At 40.7% G+C, this 15,306-nt stretch carries 9 protein-coding genes; 8 read left to right on the forward strand and 1 reads right to left on the reverse strand.

Annotation, left to right across the window (positions count from 1 at the left end):
* Positions 1-28 precede the first annotated feature (28 nt).
* Complete coding sequence (locus L0657_RS13395; protein ID WP_235151303.1) at positions 29-1,081, forward strand: hypothetical protein; 1,053 nt, start codon at positions 29-31, stop codon at positions 1,079-1,081.
* Between the two features lie 260 nt (positions 1,082-1,341).
* The gene (locus L0657_RS13400; RefSeq protein ID WP_235151304.1) at positions 1,342-1,857 is read left to right on the forward strand and encodes a CHRD domain-containing protein; all 516 of its coding nucleotides are present in this window, start codon (positions 1,342-1,344) and stop codon (positions 1,855-1,857) included.
* Between the two features lie 64 nt (positions 1,858-1,921).
* On the opposite strand, the gene alaS is transcribed toward L0657_RS13400, so the two are convergent.
* Entirely contained in the window at positions 1,922-4,570 is a 2,649-nt protein-coding gene (gene alaS, locus L0657_RS13405) for an alanine--tRNA ligase (RefSeq protein WP_235151305.1), read from the reverse strand.
* A 632-nt stretch (positions 4,571-5,202) separates the two neighbouring features.
* Here alaS and L0657_RS13410 point away from each other — a divergent pair.
* The 6 genes from L0657_RS13410 (at position 5,203) to L0657_RS13435 (ending at position 15,276) form a co-directional block, all read left to right on the forward strand.
* Positions 5,203-5,589, forward strand: coding sequence for a hypothetical protein (locus tag L0657_RS13410; RefSeq protein WP_235151306.1), 387 nt, complete (start codon positions 5,203-5,205; stop codon positions 5,587-5,589).
* A 671-nt stretch (positions 5,590-6,260) separates the two neighbouring features.
* Positions 6,261-9,407 (forward strand): TonB-dependent receptor, encoded by a 3,147-nt coding sequence (locus tag L0657_RS13415; protein WP_235151307.1) that lies wholly within the window; start codon positions 6,261-6,263, stop codon positions 9,405-9,407.
* A gap of 46 nt (positions 9,408-9,453) precedes the next feature.
* Positions 9,454-11,145, forward strand: a complete 1,692-nt coding sequence (locus L0657_RS13420) for a RagB/SusD family nutrient uptake outer membrane protein (protein WP_235151308.1) — start codon at positions 9,454-9,456, stop codon at positions 11,143-11,145.
* A gap of 304 nt (positions 11,146-11,449) precedes the next feature.
* Positions 11,450-12,367: a sugar phosphate isomerase/epimerase gene (locus L0657_RS13425; protein ID WP_235151309.1), complete on the forward strand. Its 918-nt coding sequence runs from the start codon at positions 11,450-11,452 to the stop codon at positions 12,365-12,367.
* A 161-nt stretch (positions 12,368-12,528) separates the two neighbouring features.
* Positions 12,529-13,905, forward strand: a complete 1,377-nt coding sequence (locus L0657_RS13430) for a DUF1080 domain-containing protein (RefSeq protein ID WP_235151310.1) — start codon at positions 12,529-12,531, stop codon at positions 13,903-13,905.
* Between the two features lie 30 nt (positions 13,906-13,935).
* Entirely contained in the window at positions 13,936-15,276 is a 1,341-nt protein-coding gene (locus L0657_RS13435; protein ID WP_235151311.1) for a Gfo/Idh/MocA family protein, read from the forward strand.
* Positions 15,277-15,306: the final 30 nt, after the last annotated feature.

A 15,306-nucleotide genomic window follows, 5' to 3' on the forward strand; every position in this document is an offset into this window, starting at 1 on the left:
TTAAACTTCCATTTTTTATTTAGACACAATGAACAAACACGCAAATATTTTCGTGAGATTTTTTCTGCTCAGTTTATTCACTTTTTCTTTTTCTACAACCACTTTTGCTCAGGAAGAACGCACGAGTATTGCACATGTTGGTCTGATTTATCCGCTTAGTACCAATGGGAAAAATGCCGGTCAGTATACCAATAAATTTTCCTTACACGCCATCGCCGGGCTGTCGAAAGCGGAGACCGGTGTCGCCATTTCAGGAATTGCTTTATTGGTGAAAGACAGTGTGAGAGGTGTACAAATTAGCGGGGTTTCAAATGTTATACTAAATTCCGCGGATGGCGTGCAAATTGCCGGCGTGGCCAATGTGGTCCGTCATGATGCAAAGGGTGTTCAAATCGCAGGGTTTATGAATTTCGGCGAAGAGGCCGGTGCTGTACAAGTGGCTGGTTTCAGTAACTTAACCAGTAAAAGTGTTAAAGGACTTCAATTATCGGGTTTTTTAAATAAAACAGAAAATGTAAACACCCAGATATCTGGCTTCATGAACATTGCCAAAAATGTGAAAGGCATTCAATTGGCAGGGTTGATCAACATAGCAGACAGCAGTGATTATCCGATTGGGATTTTAAATTTTGTTAAAAATGGAGAGAAATCGATAAGTCTGACAACTGACGAAACTGCTACTCTTATGGCATCTTTCCGCTCGGGAGGCCGTGTGCTGTATGGTATTCTTGGTTTGGGATATAACTTGAAAAGTGATAACAAATCTTTGTATGGAATTGAAGCCGGGTTAGGAGCTCACATTCCAGTTTCGAATAAATTTAGAATCAATACCGAGGTTGTGAGCCAAACTTTATCTGATTTTAAAAGCGGAATTTACTATAAAAACTCGCTACGTATACTACCAGCGTTTAAGCTGACTCCACAACTCGAAATCTTCGGTGGACCAAATTTGAATTACGTCGATTATTCAAAAGGGAAAGGCGATGGTTTGGTCAAACGTTATTTATGGAAAGATGCGGGAGGAGGAGATTTAGAAGGATTGTATATCGGTTTCAATGCGGGTGTGCACTTCATTCTTTGAGCGTAAAAGAGAATATTTTTGGTAATCTGATATGATAGAAAAATTCAGTTGTAGGAAATTCCAAAAATAGAATCAATTAGAGATTCAGGGAGTAAAATGTGGTTTATTTCTACAAAAAGTGTTATGTTTTCTACATTTGTTACAACAAGTGAAATGTTGCGATTTTGCGTTATGTGCCGTAAGGCTACTTTCTTCCTGTAAGGCATCATTTTGTTACAAGCGGTCCTCGTCGAAACAATTTTTCACTAAAATCAACGAGCATGAACAAATTGACGAGTATGAAGAAATTTGCGTTTATCGGTATATGTGTACTGGGAGTCGCATGGGGCTGTAAGGATGATGAGGAAGATGTGGTGGTAGTGCCTCCGGTTGAAGTTCTTCCCACTTTGAAAGTGACATCCACACTTGCGGGGGATAGCACGGGTTACGATACGACTGCAACAGGAGCTGTTGACGGAACTTTAGATCAGGAGACTAATATATTGAAATTGAATATCACGTACGGTGATAGTTCCGCGATGGATTCTACCGGTACCGACTCCACAATGGCATTTATGCCAACTGCATGGCATATCCACAAAACTGCCACTGGTGCTGACACAACAGCCGCAGTTGTTATTAATTTAGGAACAACTTTTACAAGTCCATTTGCCTTCACAGATACTTTGACTGCGGCACAGGTTACTGACTTAAAAGCGGGATCTTACTATATGGATATCCATACGGCAAAATATCCGAATGGTGCGATAAGAGGACAATTAACAGCAAGAGAATAATCAAAAGAAAATAGAAATAGCCCGTCGCCTCAAAGGTGACGGGCTATTTCTGTGTAGACATTTGTTAGAAAAGCTCCTTCGCTTTTTCCAACGCTCTGTCGAGTCCGCTGATATCAGATCCGCCAGCAGTAGCAAAGAACGGCTGTCCGCCGCCGCCGCCGCGAATTTCTTTTGCAAGTTCCTTTACAACATTACCTGCATTAAGACCAGAACTTTGAACAACATTCTCAGCAATGAAAACTGAGATTTGAGGCTTACCAGCAATTTCAGTTCCAAAAACTGCAATCAGATTCTCGACCTGATCACGAAGTTCGTAAGAGAGTTGTTTCAATGATTCAGCACTCGGAACATTTACTTTTTCTACTACCAGACTGAAACTTTGGTAACTTTTTACTTTATCGAGCAACTGAATTTTAAGTTGCTGAATCTTTTCATTTTCAAGCGCTTCAATTTTCTTCTGCAATTGAGTCCGTTCTTCAAGCAGGTTTTCAACCGCCTTCACCACATCTTTCGGACCTTTTAAAAGATCTTTAAGCTGGTTAAGCGTATCCTCTTGATGACGCATCATTTCAAGCGCTTTTTCACCGGTTACTGCTTCAACACGACGAACGCCTGCTGATACAGAACCTTCTGAAATAAATTTGAAAACGCCAATTTCTCCGGTCGACGGAATATGTGTTCCCCCGCAAAGTTCAAAAGAGAATTCAGGATCAAAAATAATTACACGAACAAAATCCCCATATTTCTCGCCAAAAGTTGCTGTTGCTCCCATTGCAATAGCCTCCTGAATCGGGACATTGGTCATTACCTTTAACGGAATATTCTCGCGGATTTTTTCATTAACGCGATCTTCAATCTTTTTCAATTCTTCGTCAGTAACTTTCGAAAAATGTGAAAAGTCGAAACGTAATAATTCGTCGTTCAGGAAAGATCCTTTTTGTCCGATATGTGTTCCCAAAACTTCACGCATGGATGACAACATTAGGTGTGTCGCGGAGTGGTTTGCTTTAATTTTATTACGGCGTGTTTCATCAATATGCGCCACCACAATCCCTGCATTCTGCAAAGCGTCATCAAGATTTTTATCTCTTGAAATATGGACAAACAGATCGTTCTCTTTTTTAGTATCTATAATATTGACAACCTTGGATTCGCCATTGACATTAAAATGCAACGTTCCGGTGTCTCCAACCTGACCACCCATTTCAGCGTAAAAAGGAGTGCGATCAAGGACTATGTGATATTCCTCGCCGGTTTTTGTCTTCACCTTTCGGTACTTAACGATGTGGCTATGCGTTTCTTCAAAATCGTATCCCAAAAATTCGACACCATCCGATTCGCGAAGTTCGATCCAGTCTGTTGCTTCTTTCGTTGCATCTTTGCGTGAACGTGCTTTTTGTTCGGCCAGGGCATCCTGGAATCCAGCTTCATCAATAATAAAGCTTTTTTCTCGGGCAATTAGTGCAGTTAAATCAACCGGAAACCCAAATGTATCACTCAATTCAAAAACTTCACTTCCTGCGATAACATTGGTCTCTTTTTCTTTCAGATTCGCCATGATAATATCCAGGCGTTTCAGACCGGATTCAAGCGTACGCAAGAAGCTTTTTTCTTCTTCGAGAATAACACGCGTAACGAATTCTTCCTGTGCAGTCAGTTCCGGGAAAACATCTCTAAATTGCTCAGAAAGAACCGGAATTAGCTTATGGAAAAACGGCTCGGCAAACCCTAAATATGAATATCCATAACGTACCGCACGACGCAAAATACGACGGATTACATAACCAGCTTTAACATTGGAAGGTAATTGTCCATCCGTGATCGCAAATGCAACAGCGCGGATATGATCAGATATAACACGCATTGCGATGTCCGTAAAAGGCTCTTCGCTGCCGTATGTTTTACCTGATAATTTCTCCAAAACATTAATTGTATTTTGGAAAACATCCGTATCATAATTAGACATTTTTGCCTGAACAGCCATACATAGACGCTCAAAACCCATCCCGGTGTCTACATGCGTAGAAGGAAGTGGAATCAAAGAACTATCTGCTTTACGCTCAAACTGCATAAATACCAGATTCCAAATTTCTACAACTTGCGGATGATCGTTATTGACAAGAGATTTTCCGGAAATTGAATTTACATCAGCTTGCGGACGTAAATCGATATGGATTTCTGAGCAAGGTCCGCATGGACCGGTATCGCCCATTTCCCAAAAATTGTCTTTTTTATTACCTAAAATGATACGGTCCTCACCAACAATCGGTACCCATAAATCCCATGCTTCCTGATCAAACGGAACGCCATCTTTTGCATCTCCTTCGAAAACTGAAACGTACAAGCGCTCTTTCGGCAATTTGTAAACTTCGGTTAACAGCTCCCAGGCCCAGCTTATGGCTTCCTTTTTGAAATAATCTCCAAACGACCAGTTTCCCAACATTTCAAACATTGTATGGTGGTACGTGTCGAATCCAACATCCTCTAAATCATTGTGTTTACCTGAAACGCGAAGGCATTTTTGCGTATCGGCAATACGACGTGAAGGAGGTGTGCCGTTGCCCAAAAAGAAATCTTTGAACTGTGCCATACCTGAGTTATTGAACATCAGGGTGGGGTCATTCTTTGCAACCAATGGGGCAGAAGGAACAATAAGGTGCCCTTTGCTGCGGAAAAAATCCAGAAAAGACTGGCGTATCTGATGCGAGGTCATTGTATATAAGTTGGTACTAAGTCTCTGTAAAAATGTTTGCAAAGTTAAAGAAATTTGCCATGTAGTCGTTACTGGCTTAGTATTTTACCACCTGAGACATTTGAGATAACCTGAGGAGAATAAGAGAAGATGGATTATTTCATTCAAGTTTATTAAAACTGATAAAATAAAACACGAAACTTTCTGGAAAATCAGAAGCGTTAAACATGTCCGACGCAAACTTAGGTTCTCTTAGGTTTCTAAAATGGTAGAAATTGTTTGGACTATCTTCGGTTTATTGAAAAAAGTTAAAATTTTTTTTAATAAATCAGCCAAAAGAGGGCAATTTAACCCTATGTGCTTCTGCAATTGTCGTTTGGAAGCTTTGCGAATCTTCTAAAAAATCATCATTCTGAAATCGTAAACGTTTACGATAAAATTGCTAAAAGGGTTTACCAATAATGTGGTGCTGCGATCACGATTTTGTTCTAATGACTTTTGGAATTCTTTGAGTATAAAAGTCTGTTACCTTTCTTTTTTTATATAATTAACATACTGAAATTGACACCAATCAGAATTTTAAATAATTGCCGGAGGTATCTCATTTTTTGTCAAAATGCAAATATTTCCTTTACACTCTTAATGCGCGACAGATGAAACCCTACTCGGAGTATTCGGCCGAAGAGTTAGCGATGGAAAGCCTTTTTATCAGGTGGGTTCGGTTTCCGAATGATGCTTCAATTCGCTCTTTTTGGGAAAACTGGATAACAAAATATCCTTACAAAAAGGAAACAGTAGATCAGGCAAGGGAACTTGTTATGATAACGTCGGATTTAAAGCCAGATACACTTTCAAACCAGGATGTGAATTCAATTTGGGAAAGAATACGTATTTCACTTGAAATCATCAAGGAACGGGAACCAGGAGAAACAATATCTGATAAGACATCTTCAATAACCAGGCCGAAAAGTATTATGCTCGGCGTGATCTCTATGGCCGTTCTTGGCTTACTTTTCCTTATATTGCTTTATATCAAATAATTTGAACTGAGTTTGGTCGCCCTTCGATTAGTCAATACCTTAGGCAACCATTTCCTAATGTACAATCAGATACATATACTATATTAATTTTAATTTTTATTGATATAGTTATATTTAATTTACATTTCTCCTTTTTATTTTCTCCCATTTTGGATTCAAAATGTATAACTTTTAGTAGTTTTAATTTATATATTTCAACTCTGGCAACGTTCCCGATAACGTTTGCGTAAATAAATCTCTCCGTTTTGTTTCAATTGTCTATGTGTTTTTCTAACCTCAATCAATAATAACAAATTGTACAATTTGTGCAAAAAATAGACTTATTGTTTTTATTCAATTTTATGCAATCGGTTGAAATCTGCCTGGTAGAAAAAGAATGTTTTTCGCAAGTCGTTTCAAGCTGAACAATATTGAAAGTTAGTACGCACATTTTTGGATTATGGCAATCCTAAAACTTAAACTTAATCATCAGCAACGTTTTTTGGATTAGTGTTATCAGTAGCCGTGAGTAAAATACTTTTTGCAGGCTATATGGTGATAAGTAACTGCTATTTTACAATATGAATATTTGCAGAAAAAATTTGATGTTTTAAATAAGGGATATTGACATAAATAGTCGTCAGCAACAGTAAGTTCTAAAATTTCTTAAAAACTTAATATAACCGGTAAATATGAAAAGACACTTTACTTGTATCAGGCAGTACTTAATGGGTTGTGCCGTGTTGAGCTTTGTGGGGCTGGGCACCTTTGCCTACGGAGCGCCGTTGCTTTCTTCGATCGACTTCAAAGGAACGAGGATTGATAAAAGCGTAACCGGACAAGTACTTTCCGTGGACGATAATACGCCAATTCCTGGTGTATCCGTCGTTTTGAAAGGTAGCAGAACAGGAACAAATACAGACGCTGACGGGAAATTCAAAATTGATGTACCCGATAATGCTGCTGTTTTGGTGTTTTCTTCGGTTGGTTTTGTAACCCAGGAAATTCCTATTGGCGCGAAGAGCGAAATCAGTATTACTTTGGTAAGCGATATGAAAAGTCTCAGCGAAGTTGTGGTTGTCGGTTATGGTACTCAGAAAAAAAGCCAGACTACCGGAGCTATTTCATCTGTTTCGGCAAAAGAAATTACCGAAATGCCGATTACAAACCTTGGACAGGCCTTACAGGGCCGTACTGCCGGGGTGGATGTGAGCCAGGCAGGTTCCAAGCCAGGTACAGCACCGAAAATTCTTATTCGTGGCCGTCGTTCATTCAATGCCGGTAATGATCCTCTGTATGTTGTTGATGGAATTCCTTTATCGGCGGGATACGATGATATCAACCCCAATGACATTCAGTCGATGGAGGTATTAAAAGATGCCACTGCCACAGCTATTTATGGTGCCCGTGGTGCGAATGGTGTTGTAATTGTAACTACGAAACGTGGTGGCGTTAAGGGAAAAACCACGGTGACTTACGACACATATTTCGGCCAGTCGGAAGCACTTAACAAGTTAAATCTTTTCAACGGTGCAGAATTTGCCGAGTATGTTCGAGAGGCATATCGATCTACAAAAAATAGTAAAGGAGAAATTATTTATACTGATGCCAATGGCGTATATGTGCCATCTGGTAAGTCAGACCCGGCTGCTGACGCAAAAATAGCTGTGTTGGGTGGCGATCCAAATGTAAAAGCAGGGATCGAACAAGGACGTAGCACTGATTATCAGGACCTGATTCTGAAAAAAGGATTTCAACAAAATCATACCCTGGGGGTGCAGGGAGGAAATGAAAAAACACAGTTTTATATTTCGGCAGGTGTTTTTCAGGATAAAGGTATAACGGAGGGATTGGACTATACCCGGACCTCTGTGAGAACCAATATTGACCATAGTATCAATAAGAAACTTCGGGTTGGTATATCTTCGTACCTAATGTACAGTAACCGGAATGGCGAAACGCTGAATCCTTACAGTTTTACGATTAATCAAAACCCACTGGGGGCTCCTTTCAAGGAAGATGGGAGTATCAATTTTGCGCCGACCAACGATGCTTTATTGACCAATCCATTGGCTGAAATTGTTAAAGGTGCACAGGTTGACAACACGAAAAGATACCGGATTTTTAATAGCATTTATGCGGAAGTGCAAATTCTCGAAGGTTTAAAATACCGGGTGAATTTTGGGCCGGATATTACCGTTTCTCGGATGGGAAGATTTGTTGGTGCGCAAACGAATGCTCGTAAAGGTGGAGATTCTCAGGCGAGTAACCTTAATCGTTTTGGTTTCAACTGGACACTTGAAAACATTGTTAGCTATAACAAAACATTTGCTAACAAGCATAACCTTGGCGTGACACTGGTGCAGTCCATTCAGCGTGACAGGTTTGAGAACTACGGAACTCAGGTACAAGGTGTGCCGGTCGAATCGCAGCAGTTTTACAACATGGGAAATGCAAGTACCATTTTACAAACAGTCAGTGGTTTATCTGAATGGACAATTAACTCCTTTCTGGGTCGTATCAATTATGATTTTAACGATAAATACTTAGTAACGCTGACCTTGCGTCGTGATGGTTCAAGCCGTTTTGGAGAAAATACGAAATGGGGTAATTTTCCCGGTGTTGCAGTTGGATGGAATATAAGCAACGAACCATTCCTGAAATCAACTTCATGGCTTGACTTGCTTAAATTGAGAGCAGGTTGGGGTAAAGTTGGAAACCAGGGTGTGGCTCCTTATCAAACTCAGGGTTTACTTACCAGAACTGTTTATGCCTGGGATAATACAGGGGCATTCGGTTACAGACCGGGAACAATCGGAAACAGCGATTTGCGTTGGGAAAGCTCGGCTTCTACAAATATTGGTGTTGATTTCAGTATCTTGGCAGGCCGTGTTCAGGGATCTTTGGAAGTATATCAGACTAATACGACTGACCTTCTTTTGTCTGACCAGCTGCCGGGCTCAATAGGATTTAGCGCTGTGACCCGAAACGTTGGAGAAACCAGAAACAGAGGTGTTGAATTAGGGCTTACCACAACAAACATCAATACGAAAGGGGGTTTTAAGTGGAATACGGATTTGCAATTCACGAAAAATACCGAAGCAATTCTTTCTCTTTATAACGGAAAAGTGGATGACGTAGGAAATAAATGGTTCATCGGACAGCCTCTTAATGCTTTCTTTGATTACAAAAAAATAGGTATCTGGCAAGTTAATGAAGCTGAGCAAGCCAAGAAATTCTATCCGGGTGATCAGAACAATGCCTTGGGTGCCGGTGTAGGTCAGGTAAAAATTCAGGATACCAACAATGATGGTGTGATCAATGCAGACGACCGTGTTCTGCTGGGGTCGGACGTTCCTGATTTCAGTATGGGTTTGACCAATCGTTTCTCTTACAAAGGATTTGATTTGTCATTGTTCTTCTTCGGACGATTTGGACAAAAAATTATAAGTGGTTTCCATCAAAATAACAATGCCCTGGCAGGTCGCTATCAGCAGATTAAAGTTGATTACTGGACACCAGACAATCCAAACGCTCAGTATCCACGTCCATTCAGCAGCCAGGAATTTCCGCAGTATAACACTACGCTTATTTACTTTGACGGATCCTTCATCAAGCTTCGTAACATCAACGCTGGGTATACCTTTACCAACAATGTAACCAAAAGATTAGGTTTAGAATCCCTTAGAATTTTTACTAGTATTCAGCAACCTAAAATCTGGTCCAGCTTTATTTCGAAGTATAATGGCGTGGATCCTGAAACTGATGGAACATCTGTTAACAACGGAATTACACCGGCTACCAGAATTTGGACTGTTGGTTTAAACGTTAAATTCTGAGAAAGGTTTTCTTAAAGTAGTTGTAAAAATATTAATTGACTAAGACATGAATTTTAGATATATAACAAAATCTGCAAAAGTTGTTGCCATCGCGGCCATGATGTTGTCCGGGCAGGCATGTAACAATTTACTGGACGAAGTAGTGGTTTCAGGAATCGACAATGCCTACCTGAATACACCCAAAGGATTTGAAGATGGTGTTAATTCAGCTTACTCGGCATTGCGGATATATTACGCGACCCAGCTCGGATTGACCATGACAGAATTTGGAACCGATATCTACGCCACAGGTGCTGATGGTGGATATAAAGGTTTCCATTTCTATGACACACAAATGAACCCAACTGTTGATTATCTGGCAATTTTATGGGATGAGTTTTATCGTGGTATCAACACCTGCAACGCCATTATTGACAGAGCACCTAACGTTACTGGTGTTAGTGATGACGTAAAAAAATTACGTATTGCTGAGGTGAAATTTCTTCGTGCACATTATTACTTCATTTTATTCCAGCAATATGGAGGCGTTGATTTACGCTTGACTGAAACTGTGGTGGCTACAAAGGAAACAAAAAGATATACGGATGCAGAAATGTATGCAGCAATTATCAAGGACATGACTGAGGCCATGGCTGATTTACCTGCTACTTCAGCACAATATGGTCGTATTATCAAGCCTGTTGCGGAGATGGGACTGGCAAAGGTTTATCTTGCGAAAGCATATTCTGCACAAAAAGCGGCGGACGATTTTACAAAGGCAGCTGATCTTTGCAAAAGTGTTACAACAAACTACGGCTTCAAATTACTGGACGATTTTGCAAGTGTTTTTGATGAAGGAAACCAGCGGAACACTGAGATCGTATGGGCGGCACAGTACACTTCTGATCCACTTACAAACCTTACTAATAATACCGGAGCTGTTAACGGAGGTAATAACCTGCATCTATTCTTCGGAATGCAATATGATGTTCAGGCTGGTATGCAGCGCGATATATTAAATGGACGTCCATTCAAACGCCTCAGACCAACAACATATCTTACCGACGTTGTCTTTGGTGACAGAATTAATGACTCTCGCTACAAAAAGACCTTTAAAGATACGTGGTTAACGAATAAGCCGGGTACTTACAATACTGCGTTTGATGACTCGAAAACCAGCGTAACTTTTGCTTCGGGCGATACAGCGATATTTATTCCGGGTTTTGAAATGTCAAAAGAAGACAGAGCGAAACGGAAATATCAGGTTCTGGTACCAAGTAAATATTCTGAGGCCTTATTTCCTACGCTGAAGAAGTTTTTTGATACCAAACGTCCTGACATGACCTATGAAGCAGGAAGCCGGGATTATTTTATCTTCCGTCTGGCCGAAACTTACCTGATGCTTGCCGAAGCTCAGCTGGGAGCAGGTAATGTAAAAGACGCAACCACTGCGATCAACATGGTACGGACAAGAGCCGGCTGGGCTGGCAAAAAAGAGGCGATGGCTATCAAGGAATCGGATATGACTTTTGAACTTCTGATGGAAGAAAGAGCAAGAGAGTTGGCAGGTGAACAGACACGCTGGATGGATCTTAAACGTTGGGGCAATTTGGTTGACCGTGTCAAAAAATACAATCCTCAAGCAGCAGCAAACGTGGCAGACAGACATTTACTGAGACCAATTCCTCAAACACAAATTGACCGCAGTGCCAAAAATGCAGAAAATGTATCAGTTTTCGCTCAGAATCCTGGGTATTGAGATAAGATAGTTTAAGTAGATTTTATTTAACAAAAATATCAAACAGGCAGAGATTTTTGGTTATCCTGAATCTCTGCCTGTTTATTGTTTTGATATGAATGTTCAAATGCACCAGTGATCTTTACAAGCATTTTATACAGCGCAACAATAAATACAAGGGGAATGTTTTTGTACATACTTTGATATTCAGAAAACAATATTCTGTTTATTCTTGATACTGAAATGCCCCTACATTCTTGGATTTTTTAATTTATCTCGTCATCAAAACAAGACAGCTATCTAAACCTATAATCAAAAAACATTCATGAAAACGATCGATACATCAAACCGCAGAATTTTCCTTCGAACTTTATCTCTTGGAGCAGGGGCACTTTTAACTTCTTCTTCATGGGCAGAGGCAATGTTGAAAAAGGTAGACATGAAAATTGGATACTCAGCCATAACCTGGGGAGGGAAGGATGAACAGGCTATGGCGGACCTTGCCGGTTTAGGTTTTAAAGGAATTCAGTTAAGAGCAAATACTTTCGGTCCGTATCGCAATAAAGTTTCTGAACTAAAAGATTCACTGATACAACATAATCTTACACTTTGCATGTTTTCAAGCGGGAACGTCGAGATTGATCCTGCAAAGTTTGAAAGTACAGTTGACACGCACGTTGCGCATGCCAGTTTTGTAAAAGCGTTGGGTGGAAACGCAATACAACTGACCAATAGTTTAAGACCAAAAGATAGAAAACCAACGACTGAGGAGTTGAAAAAACTTGCACAGGTAATGAATGAAATTGGCAAACAAACAGCTGATCTGGGCGTTCAGGCAGTCTACCACAACCACATGAATCAGCTTGGCGAAACGCCGGAAGAGGTTGATATTATAGTACAGGCGATGGATCCAAGATATGCAAAACTGCTGCTGGATATTGCGCATTACAAACAGGGTGGAGGAGAACCTGAGGAGGCGGTTGTCAAATATAAAAACATCATTCATTCGCTCCATTTAAAGGATACCAAACCGGCAGACACTAAAAACGGATACAAGTTCGTGGAGCTTGGACAGGGGCGCGTAAATGTACCGGCTGTATTTGATGCACTGAATAAAATCAAATTCAAGGGCTGGGCCGTGATCGAACTGGACGGTGTGCCTGATCCCGGTAAATCTCCTTTGGTATGTGCAGAGATAAATAAAAAATATATTACGGAAACGTTGAAGTATCCGTTGGGTTGATAGTTGTGATGATCTGTGAACAATTATTTATTATCTAAGTAACATTAAAGCCGTTTTGTAGGGGTAATTTGCAGAAAACATCGTTATATCAAGAGAAGACTAAATAATAGCGTTTTAGTCTTCTCACCTTTTTTAGTGATCATTATTTTTTTAAAATTCCAATGAATAAATTGAAAATTTGCTTGTCAGCAATGCTCTTGGCTAGTGTTTTTTTTAACGCAACCGCGCAAAAATCAAAAGATGGCTGGCAGGACCTGTTTAATGGAAAAGATCTTTCCGGTTGGAAGCAATTAAACGGAAAAGCAAAATACGAAGTTAAGGACGGAGCCATTGTTGGTACTTCCGTGATGGATACGCCCAATTCGTTTCTAACTACCGAGAAGAATTACGGTGATCTCATATTAGAGTTAGATGTAAAAGTAGATAACAAGCTGAATTCAGGAATTCAGATCAGAAGCCTTTCGACGCCGGATTATCAGGACGGACGTGTTCACGGCTATCAGGTTGAGATCGATCCTAGCGACAGAGCCTGGTCGGGTGGACTTTATGACGAAGCGCGCCGCGGTTGGCTGTATTCCCTTGACATCAATCCGGAAGGCAAAAAAGCATTCAAGAAAGATGAATGGAATAGGTACCGAATCGAAGCTATCGGAAATTCAATAAGGACTTTCGTCAATGGTGTGCCGATTGCGGATGTTGTTGATGACGTAACACCTAGCGGTTTTATCTGCTTACAGGTTCACTCGATTGGAAATAAGGACAAGAGCCTGGAAGGCACACAGGTAAGCTGGAAAAATGTACGTATTAAAACTACAAACCTCAAACCTAGTCCAAGAACAGATATTCGTATCGTGAATCTAATTCCGAATACACTGGCGGATGCCGAAAAAGCGCAGGGGTGGAAGTTGTTATACGATGGGAAATCAGTGGATCAGTGGCAGTCATATAGCGGGGCTTCATTTCCTGAAAAACGCTGGACTTATAACGACGGTACCATTACGATTGCCAAATCAGACGGATCTGAAACAGGAAACGATATTGTTACAAAAGAACTTTACGGGCCAGCTTTTGAATACCAGTTTCAATTTAAATTGACAGAGGGCGCAAACAGCGGTGTTAAATATTTCGTCGATAAAAAGTTTAATTCAGGCGGAAAATCTGGCGTTGGATTAGAATATCAGGTGCTTGACGATGCGAAACATCCTGACGCAAAAATGGGAAAAAATGGCAACCGGACTATCGGTTCCCTGTATGACCTGATCGCTTCTGAAAAACCCTATAATGCAATCAAAAAGATTGGTGAATGGAATTTAGGCCGCATTGTTGTGCATCCGGACGGTACTGTTCAGCATTTTTTGAATAATCACAAAGTTGTAGAGTATGTCCGCGGATCTCAGTCTTTTAAAGACTTGGTGGCAGAATCTAAGTTCAAAGGATTTGAAGGATTTGGTCTGTCGGATAAGGGATATTTGCTGTTGCAGGATCACGGAGATAACGTTTCTTTCCGTAGCCTGAAAGTTAAGGTATTAAGTAAATAGATTTTAGTCTTTCAAAATTTCCATATAATCATGACTAGTAGAAGAGATTTTATCAAAAAGGCAGCTTTGGCTTCTGCCGGAGTAGCGGTGAGTGTCAATTCAGTGAACGCGTCTAGCTACCGTCGTATTTTAGGGGCAAATGATCGCGTTCGTGTGGGAATTATCGGTTTTTCCGACCGTTTCCGCAGCTCATTGGCACCTAGTTTTGCTGAGCATTCGAAAGAATTGAATTTCGAATTTATGGGTGTTTCCGATTTATGGAACCGTCGCCGTGACGAAGCTGAAAAGTTCATAAAAGGAAAGGGCTGGTCTGCAAGTGAATTTGTTAAAGCACGTAATAACGAGGAATTGTTGGCTCGTAAAGATGTTGACGCGGTAATAATCAGTACTGCCGATTTCCAGCACGCGCTTCATTGCGTTGAGGCAGTGAAATCCGGTCGTGACGTATATGTTGAAAAGCCTTTTGCTGAATCTTTGGCTGATGGGAAACTTGCTTTGAAAACGGTAGAAAGCTCAAAACAAATTGTTCAGGTAGGTTCGCAGCGCCGCAGTGCACCGAACTATCATGCTGCAAATGACTTCATAAAATCAGGCAAATTTGGAGATATTTCTATGGTCGAAATGACATGGAATGTTAATCAGCCTGGTCGCTGGAGACGTAAAGAGCTTGTTGAACAAATTAGAAAAGAAGACACTGACTGGGATCGTTTCTTGTTAAACCGTCCAAAAGTAGAATGGAATCCTCGTTTCTATCTTGAATACCGTTTGTTTTATCCATATTCATCCGGGCTTCCAGGACAATGGATGTCGCACCAAATTGATACAGTTCACTGGTTTTCAGGATTGGAAGCGCCGCGCAGTGTTGTGGCAAATGGTGGTGTGTATGTTTGGAAAGATGGTCGTACCAATGCCGATACATTTTCGGCTACGTTCGATTATGGTCCGTTCGATAATCCTGATAAAGGTTTCCAGGTTATTTACTCGGCGCGTATGCACCAGGCAGCTGGCGATGTGAAAGAGTATTACTATTCAAATGGTGGTATGATCAATCTTGATACCAATAAAATTACTTCTGAGGGTGGACTTACAGCAAAAGCTGCTGAGGCGATGGGCATGAAAGCGAATTTATTACCAGAAACATCTTTGAAAGCAGGTGATAAAATTGCGACGGATGCAAATACAGGATCTGACCCGATGACCTCGCTTCACATGCGTAACTGGATGGAATGTGTTCGCAGCCGTAAAGAGCCAAATGCGCCGGCGCGTGCCGGTTTCAATCACTCGGTTGCCAATATCATGTCAACACAAGCTTTGCATACAGGTAAAAAAGTTACCTGGGATCCAAAGAAAAGCGACATCGTTCTAAGTTAAATTATTTGTTAAACGCAGAGTTGGTGAAAG

The organism is Dyadobacter sp. CY345 (genome assembly GCF_021502725.1).
GTDB lineage: Bacteria > Bacteroidota > Bacteroidia > Cytophagales > Spirosomataceae > Dyadobacter.

Bases quoted from the DNA above. Each gene is read 5' to 3' on its own strand.
- L0657_RS13420 (WP_235151308.1), top strand. From the start codon at position 9,454: ATGAATTTTAGATATATAACAAAATCTGCAAAAGTTGTTGCCATCGCG.
- L0657_RS13415 (WP_235151307.1), top strand. From the start codon at position 6,261: ATGAAAAGACACTTTACTTGTATCAGGCAGTACTTAATGGGTTGTGCC.
- L0657_RS13430 (WP_235151310.1), top strand. From the start codon at position 12,529: ATGAATAAATTGAAAATTTGCTTGTCAGCAATGCTCTTGGCTAGTGTT.
- alaS (WP_235151305.1), bottom strand. From the start codon at position 4,570: ATGACCTCGCATCAGATACGCCAGTCTTTTCTGGATTTTTTCCGCAGC.
- L0657_RS13395 (WP_235151303.1), top strand. From the start codon at position 29: ATGAACAAACACGCAAATATTTTCGTGAGATTTTTTCTGCTCAGTTTA.
- L0657_RS13400 (WP_235151304.1), top strand. From the start codon at position 1,342: ATGAACAAATTGACGAGTATGAAGAAATTTGCGTTTATCGGTATATGT.
- L0657_RS13435 (WP_235151311.1), top strand. From the start codon at position 13,936: ATGACTAGTAGAAGAGATTTTATCAAAAAGGCAGCTTTGGCTTCTGCC.
- L0657_RS13410 (WP_235151306.1), top strand. From the start codon at position 5,203: ATGAAACCCTACTCGGAGTATTCGGCCGAAGAGTTAGCGATGGAAAGC.
- L0657_RS13425 (WP_235151309.1), top strand. From the start codon at position 11,450: ATGAAAACGATCGATACATCAAACCGCAGAATTTTCCTTCGAACTTTA.